The organism is Pasteurellaceae bacterium RH1A, from assembly GCA_012221805.1.
In the GTDB taxonomy this organism is placed as follows: Bacteria; Pseudomonadota; Gammaproteobacteria; order Enterobacterales; family Pasteurellaceae; genus RH1A.
In genome coordinates, this window is sequence record CP015195.1 from 1,821,286 (window position 1) to 1,846,064 (window position 24,779).

The following is a 24,779-nucleotide window of genomic DNA, read 5'->3' on the forward strand; positions in this document are numbered from 1 at the left end:
ATGCGTACCAAACATTCCATCACCCGCCGCATTGGCTTTTACTTCCTGATCATGATTGCCTCGGCAAGCCTTATCAGTAGTATTTCCTTAGGCATTATGTGGAGCAACCGCTCGGACGCCAGCATGATCAACATCGCTGGCTCCCTGCGGATGCAAAGCTATCGCCTGCTGTATGAGCTGGAACACCACCCAGACAAGATTGACCAGCGCCTGGCCGAATACCAGGCCAGCCTCAACTCACCTGAACTCTTGGGCTTGGAGCATTCCCTCTTTGTGACCCAGCCCGTCAAGGAGGACTACCAACGGCTCAAGGCCATCTGGCAGGTGATGGAAGGTTACATACAAGCGGGCCAAAAACAGCCCTATCTTGCAAATCTGGAATCCTACGCCAGCCAGGTTAATAGCTTCGTCTTCTCCCTCCAGGCCTTTGCCGAACTCAAACTCAAGCTGGCCATTGGGGTTATCACTGCCTCCATGCTGCTCATTATGCTTTTGGCCTATTTCGGCATTTGGTACACCCGCAAGCGGATTATTTTCCCGCTTAGCCAGCTGATGACCGCCAGCCAGCAGGTCAAAAATGAGGACTTCGACCATATCCAGCTCAATGTCAATGAACCCAACGAGCTGGGCGAACTCTCCACTGCCTTTACCCAAATGGCACGGGAGCTGGCCAAACTTTATACCTCACTGGAACAAGAAGTAGAAAACAAGACCCGCCGCCTGATTGCGGTTAATCGCTCCCTTTTGGTGATGTACCAATGTTCCCAACTCCTGACCTCCAAGCCCATCAGCCAAGAGTTGCTGGAACAGGTTCTGCGTAATGTGATGGATAACGAATGCCTCAATGCCATTGAAATTGAAATCTACGGGGCAGATTACTGGAACGTAAGCCTGGTTCATCAGGTGTCACCCCAGGCCTGGAAAAGCCTCATTATCGCCATTGAAAATGAAAAACTGGCCGAATTGCGTTGGAAATCCTCCCTGGTCTGCCCCGATGAACGCCTGATTCAAAGTGTGTCGGAAATGATTGGCCGCAGCCTCTATGTGCTGCAAACCCAAAAGCAGCAGCAGCAACTGGTTCTGATGGAAGAACGGGCCATTATCGCCCGAGAGTTACACGACTCCCTGGCCCAGTCCCTGACCTTCTTTAAGATTCAGGTCAATCTGCTCAAACGCAGCCAAGACCCAGCCAAACAGCAGCAGATTTTGAGCGACTTTGAACAGGCCCTCAACGAGGCCTACAGCCAGCTGCGGGAGCTTTTGGCCACCTTCCGCCTGACCATTCAAGAAGCCAATTTAGCTCAGGCCCTAGAACATGTGCTGGCCTCCCTCCAGCCCCAAACTACTGCCCAAATCCGCCTGCAATGCAAGCTGCCTTCGCATATGTTTAATGCCCAGCAGCAGGTTCACATGCTACAAATTGTGCGAGAGGCCGTGATTAACGCCATCAAACACGCCCAGGCCAGTGAAATTGAGGTGCTTGCCAACACCAACGAAGATGGCGAGCATTGCTTGCTTATTCGGGATAACGGCATTGGCCTACAAAGCGACATTGAGCCAGACGGCCACTATGGCCTGACTATTATGAAAGAACGCACCGCCCAACTTCAGGGCGAATTTGCCATTTACAAACGGGCAGAAGGCGGCACGGAAGTGCGAGTGCTGCTGCCTAACATGATGATTAAACGATAGGGGATCTATGCGTATTCGCAAATCAGAAGAAAGGGACTTTTTAAGCATTTTGGCCATCTACAACCAGGCCATTCCCACCCACCAAATCACGGCCGATCTCTACCCTGCCACGCCAGAAAACCGCCGGGCCTGGTTTGATTTTCACCTTAGCTCCCAGCAATATCCCCTTTGGACAGTGGAAGATGAACAGGGCATTGCCGGCTGGTTTAGCTTCTCCCCCTTTTACGAGCGGCCAGCTTTTGTGCATACGGCAGAAATCAGCATCTACCTAGATGAATCAGCCAAGGGCAAGGGTTATGGTTCAAAAATCATCCAGTTTATGCAGGATCAAATGCTCAATCACCAAATCCATACGCTTATGGCCTATGTTTTTGAACTCAACCAGGTCAGCCAAAACCTCATGAAAAAACACGGCTTTGAGGTGTGGGGCAGATTCCCCAATATCGCCAATATGGGCAAGGACGAGCAAGGCAGGGACAAGTGGCGGAGCTTTTTGATGTTGAGTTATCAGAAGGGGATTGAGAGCTGATCCTATGAGTGTCTCCCCTCTTTAGCAAAGAGGGGCTGGGGAGATTTGGCAGAAATGAAAACGGAAGAGAGGGAATGAATAGCACTCTTACCACATATTGGCTCATGATTTATGAGCAAAAAAGATACTGTCAAATCTCCCCTACCCCTCTTTTCTAAAGAGGGGAACCACATTTCTAGGTTATCTAAGATCACGACAACCGCAAATTTATCAATGATCAACAAAACCTAGGTTTATTTTACCCACAAGCGGTATAAAATAGCCTATTTCTTGCAGAAAAGCTGAAATAACACACAATTCTTTACATAAAATCACTTGCATAATTATGCAATAAAAAATACTATAAATTCAGTTTAACGATTTAACCCTATAGGACACGCTCAAATGGCCATTCGCATTAGCAATGTCAATTTTTTTTACGGCTCCAGCCAAGCCCTGTTCGACATCAATCTCAATATTGAAAAGGGCGATACCGTGGTCTTGCTTGGCCCCAGTGGGGCGGGTAAGAGTACCCTGATTCGTACCCTCAACCTTATTGAAGTGCCGCAATCTGGCAGCCTAGAAGTGGCAGATCAAAAGTTCGATCTGTCTGCCAAAACCGATGCCAAGCAAATCCAGGCCCTACGCAAAAATGTGGGCATGGTTTTCCAGCAATACCACTTGTGGAATCACTTTACCGTCCTGCAAAACCTGATTGAAGCGCCCATGAAGGTGCTAGGCCTAAGCAAGGAAGAAGCTATTGAACGGGCCAAGGGCTTGCTGGAACGCTTGAAACTCAGCCCTTTTGCAGAGCGTTTTCCCCTCCAGCTTTCAGGCGGCCAGCAGCAGCGGGTGGCCATTGCCAGGGCCTTAATGATGAACCCTGAAGTCCTGCTCTTTGATGAACCAACGGCGGCCCTAGACCCAGAGATCACCGCCCAAGTGGTGGATATTATCAAGGAATTACAAAGCACCGGCATTACCCAGGTTATCGTGACCCACGAGGTCTCGGTTGCCATGAAGGTAGCCACCAAGGTGGTTTATATGGAACAAGGTAAAATTATTGAACAAGGCGGTGCTGATTGCTTTGCACAGCCGAAAACGGCCCAGTTTGCCAACTATCTTTCACACTCACACTAATAAAAAAGAGGACACAACCATGAAAAAATTACTGCTTGCAAGCCTTTTAGCCGCAACTGCCCTATCCGCCCAGGCACAGGATTCCATCACCTTTGCCATGGAGCCAACCTACGCACCGTTTGAAACCACCAATGAAAAGGGCGAATTAGTCGGTTTTGATATTGACCTGGCCAATGCCCTGTGTGAAGAACTCAAGGTGACCTGTAAATTCAAGACCCAGTCTTTCGACAGCCTCATTCAAGGCCTCAAGTTCAAGCAATTTGATGCCATTATTTCTGGCATGGACATCACCGAAGCCCGCCAAAAACAGGTTAGCTTCACCCATGCCTACTTGGATAATTCTGCTAGCTTTTTAGCTGTAGATGGCAAGGCCACACCAGAAACCGCCAAAAATGTTGGGGTACAAAATGGTTCAACCTTCCAGCAATACCTGGCCAAATACGGCAAGCAATATAACCTCAAGCCTTATGCCACCTTGCAGGCTGCGGTTTTAGATCTGAAAAATGGTCGGATTGATATGGTCTTTGGCGACACCCCTGTTTTAGCTGAATGGTTAAAAACCGAAAAAGGCCTTGCCTTTGTGGGTGAAAAAGTCACCAACCAAGAATTCTTTGGCAATGGCTACGGCATTGCAGTAAACCAGTCTAATAAAGACTTATTAGACAAATTAAACGGCGCACTTGCTACCGTGAAAAGCAACGGCAAGCTAGAGCAAATTTATAACACTTGGATGGCAGGCAAATAATGTCTTCTTATCTTGAATTACTGGCCAGCGCAACCCTGATGACCTTGGGGCTTGCGCTGGCAAGTTTGGTGATTGGGCTGGTCTTGTCCATGCTCTTTGTGGTGCTGGAAACCAGTAAAATTGCAATTATTCGCCAAATTACCACCGCTTGTTTAACACTCTTACGGGGGCTGCCTGAAATTCTGGTGGTCTTCTTGGTCTTTTTTGGTCTTACCCAGGTCGTTTTCCTGGTTACAGATGATTTTGTCGAACTCAACGCCTTCTGGTGTGGCTCGGTTGCCCTGGCCATTATCTTTGCCGCCTATGCTTCCCAGTCTTTACGGGGAGCCATTAAGGCCATTCCGCTGGGCCAGTGGGAGTCAGGTGCAGCCTTAGGTTTAAGCCGTTCGCAGGTTTTTGTGCGGATTATTATGCCCCAGGTTTGGCGCCATGCCCTGCCGGGTCTCAGTAACCAGTGGCTGGTTCTACTCAAAGATACGGCCCTGGTTTCCCTCATCGGCGTGGACGACATCATGCGTCAGTCTGAACTTATCAACGCCACCACCCACCAGCCCTTTACCTGGTTTGGGATTGCAGCCTTGATTTACCTGGCCATTACCCTGGTTAGCCAACGGATTATCAATCTGCTGGAAAAACACGTTACCCGTTTTGAGCGAGGAGTTACCTAATGTTGTGGGAATATTTAGTCACCATTTCACAGGGCATTGGCACCAGTTTGCAACTGACCTTTGTCTCCTTACTCATCGCCTTTGTGATGGCTGTGGGCTTTACCTTTGTGCTGTCCAGCAATTCCAGCCTGGGCAAGGCCTTGGTCAATGGCTTTATCACCCTCTTTACAGGCACGCCGCTTTTGATCCAGTTCTTCTTGATCTACAGCGGCCCAGGCCAGTTCCAATGGCTGATTGACAGCCCCCTTTGGGTGCTTTTTTCTGATGCCTGGTTCTGTGCCATGTTGGCCCTAGCGCTCAACAGTGCAGCCTACTCCACCCTGCTCTTTCACGGGGCGGTTAAGGCCATTCCAAAAGGCCAGTGGGAAAGCTGTGCTGCCCTAGGCTTAAGCCGCATTCAAACCCTTAAGATCCTGATTCCTTATGCCCTAAGACGAGCCTTGCCTTCTTACAGCAATGAGATTATCTTGGTCTTCAAGGGCACATCGCTGGCTTCAACCATCACCATTATGGATATCATGGGCTATGCTAGACAGCTCTACGGCACCGAATACGACGCCCTTTCCATCTACGGCATGGCGGGTGTGATTTACCTGGTTATTACTGGGATTATGACGGTTATCCTACGCCGTGTAGAGAGCAAGGTTCTGTCCTTTGAACGCTTTGAGGCGGAAAAGGCTTAAACCCTCGAACCCTTAACCAATATACAAGCGGGGCGATTTGTGTTTTTTTTGGCATATAGGACAAAATAGTTGGTCTTTTTGCACTTTATGCCTCTATAGGACAAAAAAGTTGGTAAAGATTATTTTAACAGATCCTTACCAACTCTTTTTGTTCAAAAAGTCCTGTATAAACAAGATCTTATGCTTTCTTGTTAAACCGCTGTGCGGACGTAATTTGTCTTTTAGTTCCTTAAATAAACCTTCAATCCTATTTGTTGTCTTTTCAATATTTAATTCAGGATATTTCTCATAAGTAAAAATATATTCATAATAACGCTTAATACTCGCAGCAGCACTTCTTACACTTCGATGTTTATAAGGGTATTTCCCTTTTTCATTTGGTTTATCTGACCGTTCACTTAAAAACTCCTGGTGTTTTCTCTTCCATTCATATATTTTTAAATAAAATTCATTTTTAGAGCTGGTTTTAAGCGTCTTAATAATACTTTTTAATTCTCTTCCTGCATGTGATTGATGTTTCTTTCTCAATGCCCTCATTACGATTGCTACAAGATGAAACTGACACATCTGTGTTGGTGTATTGAACAAATCTTTTAAGAGGCCTCTACGCCCATCACAGGTAACTGATTGAATAATATAATTTCTTTCCCTTAAACGGTTCATGGCCTTCTTGTAATAGATATCTTTTTCTGTTTTGACTATTTGGTGATAAACCACCTTTTTTGTAGAGCTATCAATAAACACCATTACACCAAAATCTCGGTGAAAGAATGTTGTATCAATAATTAAGTTCAAGTATGTATTTTGAGGTTTATTTAAGGAGGATTTAGGGTGCTTCTCTAAATATCTTCGAATAGTTCGAGAAGAGCAAGAATATTTTTCTGCTAACTGTACTTGTGTTTGTTTTCCAGATGAATAATCAAGCCAAATTTTTTCAGGATCTAATTTATTCTTAAAGGTAAATGTTTTATTACAGCTAAGACATTTGTAACGCTGTACATTATTTTGTTTGCCATACTTCTGGATCGGGGAATGTTGGCAGAAAGGACAGTTTTTTGTGCATATTTCAAAAAGAGGGCTTAAAGCCTTGTACTATAAGGCTTTAAGCCACTTTTTACCAACTATTTTGTCCTATATGCCTTTTTTTTCACAAATCGCCCCGCTTGTCTGTCTTATCTTGGTCAGTCAGCCTTAGAAAACCTTTTTAAAAGGCTTGACCACCACTTCACCATAAACCCCTGCTTCCACATAAGGATCAAGGCTGGCCCAGTCTTTGGCCGCTTCTAAAGAGTCAAATTGGGCAATAACGGTTGAGCCTGTAAAGCCGGCCTGGCCTGGATTTTCATCGTCAATGGCTGGGTTGGGGCCTGCGGTCAGCAAGCGGTCTTGAGCCTGGAGGGCTTTTAAACGCTCAAGGTGCTTTTCACGCACGGCCAGGCGTTTTTCCAGCGTATTGGGTAAGTCTTGGGCAAAAATCACATAGTACATGGTCGCTCCTTATCTTGGTTTTAGTTAGCTTGATTTTCTTGTTCAATCTGTGCCAGGGTTTGGGCTAATTCTGGGTTGTCTTCACGAGGAATTGGACGTGGGCGGCCATTGCTGTCCACGGCTACAAAACTGAACATGGCCTCGGTCACACATTGGCGATCACGGATGCCTTCGTAAACCTTTTTGATCCAAACCTCGACCTTAACCTGAAGCGAGGTTCTGCCCACCTTGGTGCATTTGCCGTAGCAGCACACCACATCCCCACAGCCACCGGCAGGAGGAAGCTCATGCTGTCCACGGCCACGGTCACCACTCGGCCCTTGGCCAGTTCCTTGGCAAGAATTGCCCCGCCCATATCCATTTGGGACATGATCCAGCCGCCGAAAATATCGCCATTGGCATTGGTGTCAGACGGCATGGCCAGGGTGCGTAAAATAAGGGTGCCTTCAGGTTGGCGTTGATTATTTTCCATTCGATTCCTCAGTATTTTTTAAGTAGGGGTAAACAAAAAAGCCCGTGCCGATCACAGCTGCCAGGCTCAAGCCTGTTAGGCCGAAAACCTTGAAGGTGGCCCAGGCATCATCCGAGAAAAACTCGCTGATGATAACATTAATGATGGCACAGATAACAAAAAAGCCGGCCCAGCCTAGATTGAGCGTGCGCCAAGCAGCTTCTGGTAACTTGACTTCCTTGCCCAAGAGCAGCTGGATAAGGGGCTTGTTAAAGCCATATTGGCTGATCAAGAGGGCGGCAGCAAAGATTAGATTGACGATGGTCACCTTCCATTTGAGGAAGGCCAGGTCGTTAAAATAGGCGGTCAGAAGGCCAAAAAAGACCACGGCAGCGCCCATAATCCATTGGGATTTTTCAATTTTCTTGTACAAGACCTTGAGCAAAACCAGTTGAATCAGGGTTGCTACCACAAGAACCAGAGCGGCTTCCTGCACGCCATAAAACTTGTAGACCAGAAAAAAGAGAATGAGGGGAATAAATTCCAGTAACTGTTTCACTTAGGCTCCTTGGCGATAGACCTGGTAAAAACGGAAGCTAAAAATCAGGGTAAAGACGCTGATAAAGGCATTGACTAGCAGGGCCAACATATCCACCACTTGGTTGCCTGAGGCGGTTAAGAGATTGAGCAAAATGCTTGGCAACATATAGTTAATCACGCAAAAGAGAATAAGCGGAAACATCTTGCCCCGGCTAAGCCCCCAGGTTTCTTTAAGGGTTTGGCCAATGCCTCTTTGCGGGCTTTCTAGCAGGTAAACATAGTGAGCCAGGCTAAATTTAATAAAAACAAAAACACCCGTAATCAAGACTGGCAGGGCAAGAATGGCCAGATCTCGGCTGGTTAAGAGCATGGCAAAGCCGATGGAAAGGGGAATGGCACTGACAATGGTAATAACCACTACAGGGAAAAAGGCCGCCAAACTTTGGCCCAGTGGGGCAAAGAAGGACTTAAATTGGCCCTGATTGATCTGGCGGATATTTAAAATAATCAGAATGGTGATTAAAAGATTGAGCACACCAAATAGGAGGGTGGGCAAGATAGTCGGTAAATCCTGGCCTTGGCCTGCAAAATCGGCTTCTGTAGAACTTAAGCTAAGTTGAGGTGTGGCAAAAAAATGGCCAATTTGAGCCAGTAAGACCAAGCCTAGGGCAAAGAGGGAAAAGTGCGACTGATTACGCATAAAATTCCAGCTATCTTGGAATAATTGAGCAAAATTGATGGGCATAAGATCCTCAAAGAAACATCAAAAAACAGGGCAAAGTATAGCAATAGTTTCTGCATTAGGCTAGGGCGTGCCCTCAATTTGCTCACGGCGGTATTTTCGGCAAAAACTCGCCATCTACTTCGTCAAAAATACTGGCTAACATTTCAATGTTGGCTGCGTTTTTTCCTTGTATCTGTCGTTTTTTGCTCGAAAAACCGACTCGTTTTCAAATTGAGGACACGCCCTATTGTAGATTTCTGTCAGTGCTATACAATGCCTTATCCTTTGATTTTCTTCTTGGAAGCTATGTACAACACCCTACAAGCCGGGCAACGGTATTTAGATACCTACCCCAACCAAAAAAAACTGGCCCTTTTTATGCCAGACTACCGCCTTATTCGTTTGGTGAAACTGTCCAACCGTTTTATGCCTGCTTTCGCTTGTTTTGCCGTGGTTTGGCAGTATTTCTTTTTTGACCCTGAGCAGTCTGTGCTGGCCAACGCCATCCTAACCGCCCTTTTTGCCCTGAGCATTCCCGTGCAAGGCCTTTTTTGGCTTGGCAGGCGGGCCAAATCTCCCTTAACCCTCTCGCTTTTAAAATGGTATGAGGAGCTATGCACCAAACTCAAGGAGGAAAATGTGAAAGTAGCCGAACAAGCGGTACCAAGTTTCCAAGATTTTGCAAATTTGCTCAAATTAGCGGAAGAAACCTGGGGACAGGAGTATTTTGATAAGTTATAAAAAATCGCCTCACAATGTGAGGCGAAATCTTTTATAGAATTAAGCTGCTTTTTTCTCATTCCAAGGTGCAACCCAGAACAGCGCCAGCATACCTGGAATACCCACAGCAAAGCAGATCCAAAAGAAGTTATAATAGCCATAATTTTCTACCAAGACCCCAGAGAAGGAACCAAACAGCTTACTCGGAATGGCTGATAAACTGGTGAAAATAGCCAGCTGGGTGGCCGTGTAAAGCGGGTTGGTTTCCCGGGCCATAAAGGCCACAAAGGCGGCTGTACCTAAGCCCACGCCGATATATTCCGCAATCATCACTGTGGTTAGTACGAAATATTCGTAAGAGCCAATGGTTTCAAACTTGCCATAGCTGGCCATCCAAACAAAGCAGAGGATGGTGATGAGCTGAACGGCACCGAAGAGCCACAAGGCACGGTTAATGCCTAGGCGAATCATCAAAATCCCCCCAATCATACCCGAAATAATTGAAGCCCAAAGGGAGTTGAGTTTGACCACCGTGCCCACGTCTGTTTTGGTAAAGCCCATATCCAGCACAAATTTGGTTTGAAGCGAGGTCGCCAAGGAATCACCGAATTTGTAGAGGAAGATAAAGAGAATGAGCCCTAAGCCTGCTGCCAAGCCTTTACGGGAGAAGAACTCTTGGAAGGGCACAGCAAAGGCACGGTAGAAGGGCATGGAGCGGTCGATTTCAGGCACTTTTGGTTCACGGCCCAAGAAGAGGGAGAGACAAAGACCAGGAATCATAAAGAGGGCGGTGAAGATAAAGACCGTATCCCAAGGGTAGCTGTCGGCTAAGATGAGGGATAGACCGCCAGGGATTAGGCCAGCAATGCGGTAGGCATTAACGTGTACCGAGTTGCCCAGGCCTAACTCTTCATCGCTTAAGATTTCCCGGCGGTAGGCATCAATGACGATGTCTTGGACGGCCGAAAGAATGGCAATGATGGTTGAAATCACCGCAACAGTTTGGATTTGGGTTTTAGGATCAAACTGACCCAAGAGAGCGAGGGCTGCCAGGAGGCCGATTTGGGTGATAAACATCCAACTGCGACGGCGGCCCAGGAAGTTGGGGTAATAGCGGTCTAGCAAGGGAGCGATGATAAACTTCCAAGTGTAGGGGAAGCCGACCAGGGTAAAGAAGCCGATGGTTTTAATATCCACTTCTGTGTCGGTCAGCCAGGCTGGCACAAGTTGGAAGAGCACATAGAGCGGCAAGCCTGAGCTAAAGCCTGTAAAAATACAGAGCAACATATTCTTGGTGAAGATTTGCTGCCAGAGGGTGGGTTGGGGTTGGGACATATCAGATCCTCAATAAGTTGATAGCGCCAGCCTCTAGGCTGGTGCTGATAACTCTCGGTAACAAAGGCACCAGCGAGGACGCTGGCGCCATCCATAAGCTAGATGCTTAACTTAGGCTTTATACCCATTCGGGTTATTCTTCTGCCAGTTCCAGGTGTCCTTCATCATTTGGGTCAGATCACGCTCAGTTTTCCAGCCCAGCTCTCTAAGCGCCTTTTCAGGATTGGAATAGCAGGTGGCAATATCGCCTGGGCGGCGTTCCACCAGCTTATAAGGCACTTCAATACCGTTGGCTTCTTCAAAGGCCTTAACCATATCTAAGACTGAATAGCCTGTGCCTGTGCCTAGGTTATAGATGTGGAAGCCGGCATCGTCTTGGTGGCGGTTTAGCGCCTTGAGGTGGCCCAGAGCCAAATCGACTACATGGATATAATCCCGCACGCCCGTGCCGTCTGGCGTATTATAATCGCTGCCGAAAACTGAAAGCTCTTTTAGTTTACCCACGGCCACTTGGCTGATGTAAGGCAGGAGGTTATTTGGAATGCCGTTTGGATCTTCCCCAATCAGGCCGCTGATGTGGGCGCCCACTGGGTTGAAATAACGCAGCACTACCGCACTAAGTTTCGGGAAGGCCTTGACTGTATCTTCTAAAATCCGCTCTACCATATATTTAGAGGTGCCGTAAGGGTTGGTTGTCCCGCCCACTTCGCAGTCTTCGGTGATTGGAATGATTTTTGGGTCGCCATAAACCGTGGCCGATGAGCTGAAAACGATGTTATGCACGCCAGCCTTGAGCATTTCTTCCACCAAGACAATCGAGCCTGTTACATTATTTTGATAGTAACGTAACGGCTCCCTCACGCTTTCGCCCACGGCCTTGAGGCCGGCAAAATGAATTACCGCCTCAATCTTATGCTGGGCAAAGATTTGGGCTAATAAGGCACGGTCTAAAATATCGCCCTGGTAAAAAGGCACAGCCTTGCCTGTGATTTGCTCAACCCGCTTAAGTGAAACCTCAGATGAGTTAGACAAATTATCTAACACTACAACCTCACGCCCAGCACTCACCAGTTCAACTACGGTATGCGAGCCAATATAGCCGGCTCCGCCTGTTACTAAAATTGCCATTGTTTGCTCCTTTGCAAAAAATGCAGAAAAATACACCGCTTGTAGTTTACCTTATTTTACAAAAAAATTAACCCGCTTAAATCAAATTTAAGCGGGTTCTTTTATCGATTTTGACAAACTTATTTGACTAAATCTTTTAAGGCTTTACCTGCAACAAAGGCTGGTACGTTAGAAGCTGGGATTTGGATCTCTTCTTTGGTTTTCGGGTTACGGCCTGTGCGGGCTTTACGGTGGTTCACTTTGAAAGTACCGAAACCGATAAGTTGAACAGCATCACCTTTTTTGAGGCTGCCAGAGATGGCTTCTAATGTTGCTTCTAAAGCAGCTTTTGCTTGTTTTTTGTTTAACTCAGCGCTGGCTGCGATGGCATCGATTAACTCAGTTTTGTTCATAAGTTTATCCTCTTAATTAGATTGAACACCCTATTTTCAAGGGCTTTTTATTTGTTGCAAGAATGCCCCGCTAGCTTAATAGAATATGAGGCATAAGCAAAGCAAATAATGTTGAAAATGCAACCTAGATCACACTTCTTGCTCAAATTTTAATCCAATATTACTGATTCCCGCCTGCCTTAGCTCGTTTTTCAGGCCCAGAATCAGGTCTGTATCCCGTTCTTCGCACTCATTGAGCAGGCGGTAGATCTGCCATTGCACATCCAATTCTTCCTGGATTTCATCGGCATTTTTTAGCTCCTGCTCCTTTAGCTCTCGATCAAGCTGGGTTTCCAAATAGGTGGCAACCGTCTTGAGGGAAAGCTGGCTGAGCTTGATGGATTGCTCCAGTGTTGAGCCAGCAATAATACTATGTAGGACTTCAGACAGGGCCTCGCAGGCATCTTCTGCCGGGAAAACCCCGTAAAAATCATAGCTGTTTACATCTGGAATAATGGTCTCCAGTTTTTCCAGCTGATTTTCAAAGTTGATCTTGGCCCCCTTAACCGTCAGGCTTTCCCAGACCAGGTTGAGGATATTTTGAAAGACCTTAGCCTGCTCAGCCTGATCTGTTACCTCACAAAAGAGCTGGAAATTAGGCAACATACGCTCGGTCAGGCAGGCCATAAAGGTCAGGTGCTGCCAGGACTCAAAACGTTCCATACGTTTGTGGATTGGGTTACGCATCGCTGGTCCTATGATTGGTGGTAAGGCTTGGAGAACTCATGCACTGAATCCACCAGCACCTTCGGGCTTTCGGTTGGCACATCCAAATGAATGCCGTGGCCCAGGTTAAAGACATGGCCAGAACCGTTGCCGAAATCGCTCAAGATGGTTTTGACCTCTTGTTGGATCCGCTCAGGTGATGCATAGAGCACGCTTGGATCGAGATTGCCTTGAAGAGCCACCTTATGCCCCACCCGCTTGCGGGCATCGGCTAGATTGACGGTCCAGTCTAGGCCGACTGCATCGCAGCCTGTGTCAGCAATGGCTTCCAGCCACAAACCACCGCCCTTGGTAAAGAGGGTAACAGGTACTTTTCTGCCCTCGTTTTCACGAATAAGACCATCCACGATCTTGTGCATATAGCGAAGTGAGAAGTCCAAGTATTCACGGTGGGCCAGCACGCCGCCCCAGGTGTCAAAGACCATAACCGCCTGGGCCCCCGCCTTGATTTGGGCGTTGAGGTAGAGAATCACGCTGTCGGCCAGCTTGTCAAGTAAGGCATGCAGGGTTTCTGGCTCGGCATACATCATTTTCTTGATCTTGGTAAAGGCCTTGCTGGAACCGCCCTCCACCATATAGGTGGCCAAGGTCCAAGGGCTACCGGAGAAACCGATAAGAGGCACTTCCCCCTTGAGCTCACGGCGAATGGTGCGTACCGCATTCATCACATACTGCAATTCCCCCTCAGGATCAGGAATAGGCAGATTGGTTACGTCCGCCTTAGAGCTAATCGGGCGGGCAAATTTTGGCCCCTCGCCGGCCCCAAAACTGAGGCCCAGGCCCATGGCATCTGGAATGGTCAAAATGTCGGAGAATAAGATAGCTGCATCCAGCTCATAACGGCGAAGGGGCTGTAAGGTCACTTCGCAGGCCAAATCGGCATTGTGGCAGAGGGACATAAAATCGCCCGCTTCCGCTCGGGTGGCCTTGTATTCTGGCAGGTAACGGCCGGCCTGACGCATCATCCAAACTGGGGTGCAATCCACAGGTTCACGTAAAAGTGCACGAAGATAACGATCATTTTTTAAGGTCATTGCTTATCCCTCTTGAGCTTCTAAGAAACGTTCCGCATCAAGCGCGGCCATACAGCCTGTGCCAGCGGAGGTGATGGCCTGGCGGTAGTTATGATCCATCACATCACCTGCGGCAAAGACACCCGGTACGCTGGTGGCCGTAGCATTGCCTTCCAAGCCTGATTTAACCACAATATAGCCATTATTGAGTTCCAACTGGCCTTCAAAAATGCCTGTGTTTGGAGCATGGCCGATGGCTACAAAGAGGCCGTCAATAGCTAAATCTTCCAAGCTGCCGTCTTGGGTAGACTTAATTTTTAAGCCGGTTACGCCCATATTATCGCCGATAACTTCTTCCAGCACACGGTGGGTGTGAAGTACGATCTTGCCCTCTCCCACCTTTTTCATGAGGCGATCAATTAAGATCTTTTCGCTACGGAAGCTGTCTCGGCGGTGGATTAGGTGAACAGTTGAGGCCAGATTAGACAGGTAAAGAGCCTCTTCCACCGCCGTATTGCCACCACCAATCACAGCCACGGGCTTATTGCGGTAGAAAAAACCATCACAGGTGGCACAGGCAGACACGCCTCGGCCCTTGTAGGCTTCTTCGGAAGCTAGGCCCAAGTATTTGGCCGAAGCCCCTGTTGCGATAATCAAGGCATCGCAGGTAAATGTATGGCTGTCGCCGGTTAGGGTGAAAGGGCGTTTGGACAGATCAACCGTATGGATATGGTCAAAGATGATTTCAGTGTTAAATTTTTCAGCGTGCTGCTGCATTTTCATCATCAATTCTGTGCCAGTAATATCGCCAGCCTCACCTGGCCAGTTTTCGATTTCTGAGGTGGTGGTGAGCTGGCCGCCCTGTTGCAGGCCTGTGACCAGTACAGGGTTAAGGTTGGCCCGGGCAGCATAAACGGCCGCTGTGTAGCCAGCTGGGCCAGAGCCTAGGATTAAGAGTTTGGTATGTTTGGTTGTCATATCGTATCCTTATACTTGAATTTGTAAAAAATAGCTGATTTTAAACCGCTTGTTAGTGGACCTGGTTTGAAGCAGGCTGCTTATCCAAGACAAAATAGCTATGCAAGAAAAGTGCCACCACTCGCAGGTATTCCACCACTTCCTCACCCGCTTCTAGTAGGGCTTCAGGGTCTTCATCTTCCTCATAGCCCAGTTTAGCGATTTCGTCTAAGTCATCAATAGCCTCGCCCACTTCATCGGTTTCGCTTTGCAATTTAGGTTGAGCCAGGCCTAGGCCCAATAAAAAGTGGTTTGTCCACTCAGCCAGGCTGTCGGCCAAGGCAAAGCCGTCTTCTTCCTCTGGCAACCAAAGACTGAAAAGTGGATTGGTGTCTAAATAACTTTGGCTTAATTGCTGGTAAAATTCGCTTAAAGAAGCCAAAGGGGCTTGGGAGAAGGCATGGCCATCGTTGGTGAATTGGTAGGTTAAGGTTTTCCAGGATTCATCCTGCACCCCGCCTGCCACCAGGCCGCTTAAAAAGCCGTGGAATTCGGCGGCAGAATAGTCAATTTGGAGGCTGGAAATCAGGTTTTTAAAGTCAGAAACTTGTGTGATTGGCATTTGTTGATTGCTTATTGGTAATTCGTTCAAAGAATGGCATAATAGCAAAAATTTATGATTTTAAGTGAGATTTTCCCTATTTATGTCAAAAAATAATATCGAATTGCAGATTTTCGGACAGTCTTTACGCCTTTATTGTCCAGAGGAACAACAAACCGCCCTGCTGGCCTCTGCCGAACGTTTGGAAGAACGGGTCACCCTTTTAAAGGAGCAGTCTGGCATTATTCAACTTGAAAAAGTGCTGGCCATTGTGGCCCTTAATCTCAATTATGAATTAGAGCTGGAAAAGCAGAAAAATGCCGAGAATAAAGATGTGCTGCTTTCCTGCATTCAAAAGCTGGACAGTTCGCTGGGAAAATTGCAAGCCAACAATGATTCGCTCCAAATCGGTTAAAAATCATCAATTCGGCCATTTTTAACTAGGAAAATCTGTCAAATTCCGTTAATATTTACTTCGCCTGAGGTGTGCGTTGTTCGTTACGTCCCTGAGCCGATATTTAAACTCCTTAAGTTGGACTTTCAAACTGTTGGTGAGCAGGCTCGCTTGCGAGAAGCCTAAAAATGGTTATGTTCGACTGCCTTGAACCTTTTGGTTCAAGGACCATTACGGATAACGGCACTTCGGGTACTCTCATGTCAATCCAAGATCAACGCCAAGCCCTGCGTAAACAAATGCAGGCCGCACGCCTTAAGCTTTCCCCCATTGAACAAAAACAAGCTGAACAGAATATTATTGAGCCAGCTCTCGAACTAATTCATCAATACCAAGCCCAAAACATCGCATTCTACCTGCCCTTTAAGGGTGAAATCTCTCCCCTTGCCTTGATGAAGCGTTTACAAGCGGCGGGAAAATCCCTTTATCTGCCTGTCTTACACCCCTTCTCCCCAGGCAACCTGCTTTTTCTGCATTACCATGATGAAAGCCAACTTGAACTCAACCGCTTTGGCATTCAAGAGCCTAAACTGGATGTCAGGCAAGTCCTGCCCCTTTGCAAATTAGACCTGATTTTTACCCCGCTTGTTGCCTGCGATAAAGCAGGCAACCGCATGGGCATGGGGGGCGGCTTTTATGATAGAACCCTGGCCCAGGCTCCGCATTTAATCAGTGTTGGCCTAGCCCATACCTGCCAACAGGTTGAAAGCCTGCCGATTGAAAGTTGGGATATGCCGCTTAAGCATATTATCTTGGGATAGAACTTTAATATCTACTCAACAAGCTTTTAACAATATTATTTACTTTATAAAAATTCATTATCCATTTATTTTAATTAAATACCAACCCCTTACATTTAAACATATCATTTAAAATCCATTTAATATATCCTCCTTAAATCACCTTATTCACACTCGCCTAACCCTGCCGCTTACAGCAGCTTCTTGATGTATAGCAAGCATCTCTCAATAAGATCAAGCACCCAAAACTTTGTTACAAATAAATAGCATATAGTTTACAAAATAGCATTTTGGCGGCTTAAGATACAAAATCAGTCTATATTATAGACATATATTAACTTACCAAAATCTTACATTTTTTTACACTCATCCGACCAGTTTTTTAATATTTGTTCTAATTTTAAAAAAGAGTAAGAATAGCCCACCTCTGTAGTTGCGAGCCATTCCTATTTGGCTTAAGAGAAATAAACAAAATATAAATCCCTTGCTTAACTTATTTAAGAAAAGAGGATTTAAGACATAATAAATATATGATTAGGAGACAATATGAAATCGAATACGATTTTAAAAAGAACCGCCCTTTCTTTGCTCATTTCAGCCACGCTGACCTCGGCTTATGCTCAAATTACACAGACCATCACTGTCACAAAAGGTAATTCAGAAGCTCATTTTTATAATGGTGATTCAGTTGTTGAGCGTATTATTAAAAAGGGGGAGGGAGAATTAGCTCAAGGAGGAAAGGGAATCAATCCATCCACCCTTGAACTTGAAGAAGGATCTGCTGTATTACAACAAGAACCCGATGCTGACGGGAAAAGCCAAGTCTTTGCCCGTGTATCAGCTAAACCTAACACCCGCCTTCGTTTAGCCAATGATAAGCAGGTGGACTATAGTGAGGTCTATATGGATCCAGACAGCGAGCTGGATATCAATGGACAAACAATTAAAATCTCAGAAAAAAATGAACCCAACTCTAATACAGGCTTGCGTAGCCACACCATTCACGCTGACATTATCAGCACCAATGGTGAGGGAGAGTTGGTTTATGAATTAAACGGCAAAAAAACTTTGGCAGGCAAGGTAGGTAATAAGAATGAAAGACTTGGTGAGGTCAATCTAACTTATCGACCAACCGAAAATGGCGTACTTACCCTCAAGCAAGGCAGTTACCTCAATAAATTAAACATCGGCGAAAACGGCTTAATCAATCTAGAGGCAAATACCCAGCATAAGGCCAAAGAAGTCACTATAGCTCCGAATGCGACGCTATTTATTAGAGATAATGTCACTGTTGATTTAGGTCAAGTCTCTATTGATGAAAAAGGATTTATTCGGGCCTATGTTGCCTCTGCTAAGAGTAACTTAAATGTGGGTAAGGTGACAGGCGAAGGGAGCTTACTCAAGGCAGACAAAGGTAGCTTAATTTTAACTGGCGAATTTGCCCAAGAAGGTGGCACGGATGTTCAGGGAGGCAACCTAGAATTAAATGGTGCCAAGCTCCTCAAGGGGCAATTGGTACTCCGCCCTCATACTTCCTTAAGTGGGCATGGTACTATTTCGTCCGAAGCACTCTGGTTTCCACAAAGCTATATTCAACCTGGACGTAATACAACTATAGATCAGGTTTCAGAAAATACCCTGTCTTTTGATAAGGTGGACAATAGAGATACTGGTGCAACTATTGCCTTGCGGGTTCATCGACAAGATGATGATATCACCAAATGGAAATCCGAGCATATTCATATTAATGAATTAGAGAGTAAAGTTAAAATTCCTGTCAATTTGCTCCTAACTGGCGAAAACACCACCATTTCTTCTGATAAAAACAAAGACGGTAAATACGATCCTGATGAGGGTTTGTCTTTAATCCAAGTTAAAGAAATTAAGCAAGGCGGATTTGATCTTTTCAATCTCCGAGCAGCTATTGAAGCTATTAATGGCGCATCTATTCACACATTAGAATTGGTCAGCTTTAATAAGGGCTTAGCCAGCGAGGACTACTATGATTACCAGCTACATACTAAATTAGTTAAGGCTGATGGTACAGCAGTTAATCCTAAGGTTGAATATATCACCAGGGTCGGCCAGCCACCTGAACATAAGCTACCAGAATACAAGCCTGAGCCACCTAAGACTGAACCGCCTAAGGTTGAACCACCTAAGGCTGAACCGCCTAAGACTGAACCACCTAAGGCTGAACCACCTAAGGCTGAACCACCTAAGGCTGAACCACCTAAGGCTGAACCACCTAAGGCTGAACCACCTAAGGCTGAACCACCTAAGGCTGAACCACCTAAGGCTGAACCGCCTAAGTCTGAACCACCTAAGTCTGAACCACCTAAGGCTGAACCACCTAAGGCTGAACCGCCTAAGTCTGAACCACCTAAGTCTGAACCGCCTAAGGCTGAAGAACCTAAGGCTGAAGAACCTAAGGCTGAAGAACCTAAGGCTGAAGAACCTAAGACTGAAGAACCTAAGACTGAAGAGCCTCAAGCTGAACAGCCTAAGACTGAGGCACCTAAAGTATCACCAAATACACGCCCAGCTGTGAATAGCCGTATTCCGTCTTATCTGGTGGCCAATCGTGCTGTTTATAACCAGGCTAAAACAGTCAGTAACTTGTTTAACAATAACTTATGGGCTAATCATAAGCAGTCTTTCTATGTGGTGCAAAACTATAGCAAGAGCGATTATCGCTCTGATCTGAGCTACTTAAACCATGGCTATGATTATGAAGGTAAACAACATACCACCCTCTTGGGCGGTTATGTGCCGCTTTCTGAGCATACCAACCTGCATACTGCTTTGGCCTATAGCCAACAAAAAGTAACACCTGATGCCAAAGCAGATGGTTATAGCACAGCCCGCTATAAAACGGCCTCCCTCTTGCTTGCCCTGCAAAATCAATGGGATGGCCTTATTTTAAATGCCCAATTAGGCGCCCACTGGCATGATGGTACGGTATCAACCTTATACCAGGCTAGGGCTGCTAAGGTTAAGGGCCATCAAGTACAGACAGGATTGGAATTGGGTTATCAGATGAAGTTGGGCAACTTCAGCATTACCCCTCTTGCCGGCCTAAACTACCATTATCTTGATCTTGATGTGAAAGATAAGATTGCCCAAAATTGGTATGTGGATAACAAACCTTATGGCGTCTTTACCCAAAAAGCAGGGACTTACTTGGGTTGGGATAATGGACTGGTTAGCGTGAAAGTGGGTGCTTTCTACGAGCATAACCAAGAAAAACACGGCCAACTCAGCATTCGCACCAAGGCCAATAGGGTTTCCTTTGACAACGGCCGTTTAGGCAATGCGGTCTTGTTCAAGGCCCAGGCAGATATTCAGATCTCGCCTCAATTAAGCCTTGGATTAGAAGCAGAGCACCGCCATGCGGTTTCTCAGGCCAAGCTAAAACAAACCCATTTTGGTGCTAAACTGGCCTATCAATTCTAAATCAGGCCAATCCATATCAGCCCTCAAATCCCACCAGATTTGGGGCTGATGGTTTTCTCCTCAGGGATTTGCAAAAAATCGCTAAATTCCCACCGCTTTCCTGCCAAAAACATTCAAAAAAGGCCGTTTTTACGGTATACTTATCAACAATTTTTTCGCTATATTTAAGGTAGATATGATGCAACAACAATACCGCCCCGATATGATTGAACCTGCCGTTCAACAATACTGGGCTGAAAACAAGGTTTTCAAAGCCATTAAAGACGAAACTCGTGAGAAATATTACTGCTTGTCTATGTTCCCTTACCCGTCAGGCCGCCTGCATATGGGGCACGTGCGTAACTACACCATCGGTGATGTGGTGTCTCGCTACCAACGGATGAACGGCAAAAACGTGCTTCAACCTATCGGTTGGGACGCTTTCGGTTTGCCAGCAGAAGGGGCGGCGATTAAGAACAAGACCGCACCTGCCAAGTGGACCTACGAAAACATTGAATATATGAAAAACCAGCTCAAAATGTTGGGCTTTGGTTACGACTGGGACAGAGAAATCGCCACCTGCCGCCCAGAATACTACAAGTGGGAACAATGGTTCTTCACTGAGCTCTACAAAAAAGGTTTAGTCTATAAAAAGACTTCCACCGTAAACTGGTGTCCGAACGATGAAACCGTACTCGCCAACGAGCAAGTGCACGAAGGCTGCTGCTGGCGTTGCGACACCCCTGTGGAGCAAAAAGAAATTCCACAGTGGTTTATCAAGATCACCGATTATGCCGAACAACTTTTAGGCGGATTGGATACCTTGCCGCAATGGCCTGATATGGTCAAAACCATGCAACGCAACTGGATCGGCCGTTCTGAAGGGGTGGAAATCACCTTCGACATCAAGGACACCGACCAAAAATTAGCGGTTTACACCACTCGCCCAGACACTTTCTACGGCGTAAGTTATGTGGCGGTGGCTGCCGCTCACCCATTGGCAACCCTTGCCGCAGAAAATAATCCAGAATTAGCCGCCTTTATTGCGGAAGCGAAGAACGCTAAAGTTGCCGAAGCTGATCTTGCCACAATGGAAAAGAAAGGGATGGCAACGGGCTTGTTCGCTATTCATCCACTGACAGGCGAAAGCGTGCCAGTTTGGGTGGCCAACTTTGTGCTAATGCACTACGGCACTGGGGCGGTGATGGCGGTGCCAGCCCACGACCAACGTGACTTTGAGTTCGCCCAAAAATACGGTTTGCAAATTAAGCAGGTAATCGCACCGCTTGCAGACGAAGAAATCGACTTAAACAAACAAGCCTTTGTGGAACACGGCAAACTTATCAATTCAGGCGAATTTAATGGCTTGGATTTTGACGGTGCTTTCAAGGGCATTGCCGATAAATTAGAAAGCCTTGGCGTGGGTAAACGTCAGGTCAATTACCGCCTGCGTGACTGGGGCGTGTCTCGCCAACGTTACTGGGGGGCGCCGATCCCGATGATTACGCTTGAAAACGGCGAAACCGTACCAGCTCCACTGGAAGATTTGCCGATTATCCTGCCTGAAGATGTGGTGATGGACGGGGTGAAAAGCCCGATCAAGGCGGATCCAAACTGGGCAAAAACCACCTATCAGGGCAAACCAGCCAGCAAAGAAACCGACACCTTCGACACCTTTATGGAATCGTCTTGGTACTATGCTCGTTATACGTCACCAACCTTTGCCGAAGGGATGTTAGACAAGGACGAAGCCAATTACTGGCTGCCTGTGGATCAATATATCGGTGGGATTGAGCACGCTACTATGCACCTGCTCTACTTCCGTTTCTTCCACAAATTACTGCGTGATGCAGGCTTTGTGACCAGTGATGAACCCGCAGAGAAATTGCTCTGTCAAGGTATGGTGTTAGCCGATGCCTTCTACTACACCAGCCCAACCAACGAGCGGATTTGGGTGAGCCCAACGCAAGTCACCCTTGAGCGTGATGAAAAAGGGCGGATTGTCAAAGCCACCGACCCTGAAGGTCGTGAATTGGTGCATACCGGTATGACCAAGATGTCCAAGTCCAAAAACAATGGTATCGACCCACAAGAAATGGTGGAAAAATACGGGGCAGACACAGTGCGTCTATTTATGATGTTTGCATCGCCTGCGGAAATGACCCTTGAATGGCAAGAATCTGGCGTGGAAGGGGCAAAACGTTTCTTGGGCCGTGTGTGGAATTTGGTCTATGAATACCAGCAAAATCCAGCTACACAAGCGGTTAATCCAGCCGAACTTTCTGCAAACCAGAAAGCCCTTCGCCGTGATGTGCATAAAACCATTGCTAAAGTGAGCGATGATATTGGTCGCCGCCAAACCTTCAACACAGCGATTGCCGCGGTGATGGAACTAATGAACAAGCTGACCAAAGCCCCACTTGATGGCGAACAAGACCGTGCCGTAATGGCAGAAGCCTTGTCTGCGGTGGTGCGCATGCTCTACCCAATCACCCCACACATCTGTTTCGAGTTGTGGAAGGCACTGGGCAATGAAAGTAGCATTGACAACGCCGAATGGGTGAAAGCCGATGAAGCGGCCATGGTGGAAGATGAAAAACTCATCGTAGTGCAGGTAAATGGCAAGGTGCGTGGCAAGGTGACTGTAGCTGCGGATGCTGATGAAGATACTGTGAAAGCCGTTGCCTTTGCTGATGAAAATGTGAAGAAATTTACCGATGGCATAGAGATCGTGAAAGTGATCTATGTGCAGGGTAAGTTGTTGAATGTGGTGGTGAAAGCCTAAGCCTTACAAGCGGGTCAAAGATAGCATTTTTTTGCAAAGATCTTGCCAACTCGCCGATCGGTTCCCCTCTTTAGCAAAGAGGGGTTAGGGGAGATTTGGCAGACTTGAAAACGGTAGCTCACTGCCATTTTGCAAATTATTATCTATTTATAACCGCTTGTATTTGGCTCTTTAACCTCTCACTCTGAAAATAACTTCTGTCAAATCTCCCCTAACCCCTCTTTGCTAAAGAGGGGGATCAGATCGGCGAAGTTAGCTTATTCATAGGACTTAATACTATGCTAAAAAAACTCAACCTCAGCCTTGTGCTACTCCTTTCAACCCTGCTGACCGCCTGCGGCTGGCATTTCGCCAACAACCAACTCCTGCCTCAAGAGCTGCAAACCCTGACCTTGGAAAGCAGCGATGAGTACAGTGATATGTCCCGCACCATGCGTAGCCAACTTTTGCTCAACAACGTAAAACTGGTTCCTAGGCAGGCCGATGTAGCGGTCTTACGTTTGACCTCAACCACAAGCGATTCAAAAGTGGCTTCTGTTTTCAAACAGGGCCGTGAGGCGGAAAAAATCTTAAGTGTTAAAGTGGAAGCCATTGTAACCATTCCCAACAAGGGCCAATACCCAATTGATGCGACTATCCACCGCACCTTCTTTGACGACTCTCGTGCAGCTCTAGCTAAATCGGCTGAACGTGAAATGATCATGCAGGATATGTATGAACACGCTGCCCGTCAGCTCATTGTGAAGATGGTTGCACTTAACAAGGCTACAACAAAATAAGATGCAAAGGATTTTCCCAGAAGCTTTGGCTCCCAATTTGGAACGGGGGCTATCCCCCTTTTACCTCCTCACCGGCCAAGATCTGCTCTTGGTTAATGAGGCCAAGGATGCTATTGTCAAGGCTGCCCGCCAGCAGGACTTCGATGAAAAATCTGAAGTTACGGTAGCAAGTGATACCAAATGGGAAGATCTGATCGAACAGGCCCAGTCCAATGGGCTCTTTTTCAGCCGTCAAATCCTGATTCTCAACCTGCCTGAAAGCCTGACGGTGGCTCAACAAAAATGGCTGGCAGAACTGACCGCCCTCATCCACCCCGATCTGCTCTTTATCTTCCACTTGCCTAAATTTAGCAAGGCGGTAGAAAAGCAGGGCTGGCTCACCCAGATTGAGGCTCAAACGATACAAATAAACTGCCAAACGCCAGATATGACCAAACTGCCCAACTGGATCCAGCACCGGGCCAAGGCCATGCAGCTTAATCTGGATCGGGAAGCCATTCAGCTCTTGGCCTATAGCTACGAGGGCAATTTACTGGCCCTTAAACAGGCCATGCAGATGTTGCAACTGCAATTTAGCCAAGAAGCCATTGGGCTACAAAGGGCTAAAGAGGTGGTGGAACAATCGGCCCAATTTACGCCTTTTCAATGGATTGATGCTCTTTTGGAAGGCAAGCCCGCCCGGGCCCAACGGATCTTAAATCATCTCAGGGCTGAAGAAGTGCAAACTGTGGTGCTCCTGCGTATCCTGCAAAAAGAGCTTATTACGCTGCTAGAACTCACCCGCTCACCTAACCCGATTTTAAACAGCCACCAGCCTCTCTATGCTGGCAATTTACGGGCTGAATTTGACCGCTTGAAGGTTTGGCAGAACCGGCGGGGGCTCTATCAACAAGCAATTAATAGACTGACCTACCATAAGCTCTACCAGCTTATTCAAAAGCTGGCAGATTTAGAACGCTTAGTGAAGCAGGAGTTTAACGAAGAAGAAGTGTGGGTTGGTTTAGAAAAGTTATCGATAATGTTTGTTCTAGCCTAA

24 protein-coding genes, 1 other RNA gene and 1 pseudogene are annotated in these 24,779 nt (G+C 46.8%); 14 read left to right on the top strand and 12 right to left on the bottom strand.

Annotated features, from left to right (window positions below; translation table 11 throughout):
* The 6 genes from A4G20_08560 to artM all read left to right on the top strand — a co-directional run bounded on the left by A4G20_08560 (position 1) and on the right by artM (position 5,436).
* Positions 1–1,692: a two-component system sensor histidine kinase NarQ gene (locus tag A4G20_08560; protein ID QIW16384.1), complete on the top strand. Its 1,692-nt coding sequence runs from the start codon at positions 1–3 to the stop codon at positions 1,690–1,692.
* A gap of 7 nt (positions 1,693–1,699) precedes the next feature.
* Positions 1,700–2,221 carry a GNAT family N-acetyltransferase gene (locus tag A4G20_08565; GenBank protein QIW16385.1) on the top strand — a complete coding sequence of 174 codons (522 nt, stop codon included), beginning with the start codon at positions 1,700–1,702 and terminating at the stop codon, positions 2,219–2,221.
* Between the two features lie 384 nt (positions 2,222–2,605).
* Positions 2,606–3,340, top strand: a complete 735-nt coding sequence (locus A4G20_08570; GenBank protein ID QIW16386.1) for an arginine ABC transporter ATP-binding protein ArtP — start codon at positions 2,606–2,608, stop codon at positions 3,338–3,340.
* A gap of 19 nt (positions 3,341–3,359) precedes the next feature.
* Complete coding sequence (locus tag A4G20_08575; GenBank protein ID QIW16387.1) at positions 3,360–4,085, top strand: arginine ABC transporter substrate-binding protein; 726 nt, start codon at positions 3,360–3,362, stop codon at positions 4,083–4,085.
* Positions 4,082–4,753, top strand: coding sequence for an ABC transporter (locus tag A4G20_08580; GenBank protein ID QIW16887.1), 672 nt, complete (start codon positions 4,082–4,084; stop codon positions 4,751–4,753). Before A4G20_08575 ends, A4G20_08580 begins: the two co-directional genes overlap by 4 nt.
* Positions 4,753–5,436, top strand: coding sequence for an arginine transporter permease subunit ArtM (gene artM / locus A4G20_08585; protein ID QIW16388.1), 684 nt, complete (start codon positions 4,753–4,755; stop codon positions 5,434–5,436). The genes A4G20_08580 and artM overlap by 1 nt, the downstream gene beginning before the upstream one ends.
* A 135-nt stretch (positions 5,437–5,571) precedes the next feature.
* On the opposite strand, the gene A4G20_08590 is transcribed toward artM, so the two are convergent.
* The 5 genes and pseudogenes from A4G20_08590 to A4G20_08610 form a co-directional block, all read right to left on the bottom strand.
* Positions 5,572–6,183, bottom strand: coding sequence for a transposase (locus A4G20_08590; protein ID QIW16389.1), 612 nt, complete (start codon positions 6,181–6,183; stop codon positions 5,572–5,574).
* 444 nt (positions 6,184–6,627) lie between these two features.
* Positions 6,628–6,924: a hypothetical protein gene (locus A4G20_08595; GenBank protein ID QIW16390.1), complete on the bottom strand. Its 297-nt coding sequence runs from the start codon at positions 6,922–6,924 to the stop codon at positions 6,628–6,630.
* 20 nt (positions 6,925–6,944) lie between these two features.
* Positions 6,945–7,396: pseudogene (locus A4G20_08600) on the bottom strand (acyl-CoA thioesterase).
* Positions 7,386–7,934, bottom strand: coding sequence for a septation protein A (locus tag A4G20_08605; GenBank protein QIW16391.1), 549 nt, complete (start codon positions 7,932–7,934; stop codon positions 7,386–7,388). The pseudogene A4G20_08600 and the gene A4G20_08605 overlap by 11 nt, the downstream one beginning before the upstream one ends.
* Complete coding sequence (locus A4G20_08610) at positions 7,935–8,660, bottom strand: hypothetical protein (GenBank protein ID QIW16392.1); 726 nt, start codon at positions 8,658–8,660, stop codon at positions 7,935–7,937.
* 285 nt (positions 8,661–8,945) lie between these two features.
* Between A4G20_08610 and A4G20_08615 the strand changes: the two genes are divergently transcribed.
* A complete protein-coding gene (locus tag A4G20_08615; protein ID QIW16888.1) occupies positions 8,946–9,380 on the top strand; it encodes a hypothetical protein in 435 nt (144 codons plus the stop codon).
* A 39-nt stretch (positions 9,381–9,419) separates the two neighbouring features.
* On the opposite strand, the gene A4G20_08620 is transcribed toward A4G20_08615, so the two are convergent.
* The 7 genes from A4G20_08620 to A4G20_08650 all read right to left on the bottom strand — a co-directional run bounded on the left by A4G20_08620 (position 9,420) and on the right by A4G20_08650 (position 15,571).
* Positions 9,420–10,694: an AmpG family muropeptide MFS transporter gene (locus A4G20_08620; protein ID QIW16393.1), complete on the bottom strand. Its 1,275-nt coding sequence runs from the start codon at positions 10,692–10,694 to the stop codon at positions 9,420–9,422.
* 111 nt (positions 10,695–10,805) lie between these two features.
* The gene (locus tag A4G20_08625) at positions 10,806–11,822 is read right to left on the bottom strand and encodes a UDP-glucose 4-epimerase GalE (protein ID QIW16394.1); all 1,017 of its coding nucleotides are present in this window, start codon (positions 11,820–11,822) and stop codon (positions 10,806–10,808) included.
* A 119-nt stretch (positions 11,823–11,941) separates the two neighbouring features.
* Positions 11,942–12,214 (bottom strand): DNA-binding protein, encoded by a 273-nt coding sequence (locus A4G20_08630; GenBank protein QIW16395.1) that lies wholly within the window; start codon positions 12,212–12,214, stop codon positions 11,942–11,944.
* 129 nt (positions 12,215–12,343) lie between these two features.
* A complete protein-coding gene (locus A4G20_08635; GenBank protein QIW16396.1) occupies positions 12,344–12,940 on the bottom strand; it encodes a hypothetical protein in 597 nt (198 codons plus the stop codon).
* Positions 12,941–12,948: 8 nt separating this feature from the next.
* A complete protein-coding gene (locus A4G20_08640; protein QIW16397.1) occupies positions 12,949–14,013 on the bottom strand; it encodes a uroporphyrinogen decarboxylase in 1,065 nt (354 codons plus the stop codon).
* 3 nt (positions 14,014–14,016) lie between these two features.
* Positions 14,017–14,970 (bottom strand): thioredoxin-disulfide reductase, encoded by a 954-nt coding sequence (locus tag A4G20_08645; protein ID QIW16398.1) that lies wholly within the window; start codon positions 14,968–14,970, stop codon positions 14,017–14,019.
* Between the two features lie 52 nt (positions 14,971–15,022).
* Entirely contained in the window at positions 15,023–15,571 is a 549-nt protein-coding gene (locus A4G20_08650) for a hypothetical protein (protein QIW16399.1), read from the bottom strand.
* Between the two features lie 82 nt (positions 15,572–15,653).
* Between A4G20_08650 and A4G20_08655 the strand changes: the two genes are divergently transcribed.
* From A4G20_08655 to A4G20_08685, 7 genes are all read left to right on the top strand, one after another.
* Positions 15,654–15,965, top strand: coding sequence for a cell division protein ZapA (locus A4G20_08655; protein ID QIW16400.1), 312 nt, complete (start codon positions 15,654–15,656; stop codon positions 15,963–15,965).
* 58 nt (positions 15,966–16,023) lie between these two features.
* Positions 16,024–16,203, top strand: a non-coding RNA gene (ssrS, locus tag A4G20_08660) — 6S RNA.
* Between the two features lies 1 nt (position 16,204).
* Entirely contained in the window at positions 16,205–16,765 is a 561-nt protein-coding gene (locus A4G20_08665; protein ID QIW16401.1) for a 5-formyltetrahydrofolate cyclo-ligase, read from the top strand.
* Positions 16,766–17,290: 525 nt separating this feature from the next.
* Positions 17,291–20,200: a hypothetical protein gene (locus A4G20_08670; protein ID QIW16402.1), complete on the top strand. Its 2,910-nt coding sequence runs from the start codon at positions 17,291–17,293 to the stop codon at positions 20,198–20,200.
* A 178-nt stretch (positions 20,201–20,378) separates the two neighbouring features.
* On the top strand, positions 20,379–22,964 hold the full coding sequence (locus A4G20_08675; GenBank protein QIW16403.1) for a leucine--tRNA ligase: 2,586 nt from the start codon (positions 20,379–20,381) through the stop codon (positions 22,962–22,964).
* A gap of 278 nt (positions 22,965–23,242) precedes the next feature.
* Entirely contained in the window at positions 23,243–23,743 is a 501-nt protein-coding gene (locus tag A4G20_08680) for a hypothetical protein (GenBank protein ID QIW16404.1), read from the top strand.
* Position 23,744: 1 nt separating this feature from the next.
* Positions 23,745–24,779 (top strand): DNA polymerase III subunit delta, encoded by a 1,035-nt coding sequence (locus A4G20_08685; GenBank protein ID QIW16405.1) that lies wholly within the window; start codon positions 23,745–23,747, stop codon positions 24,777–24,779.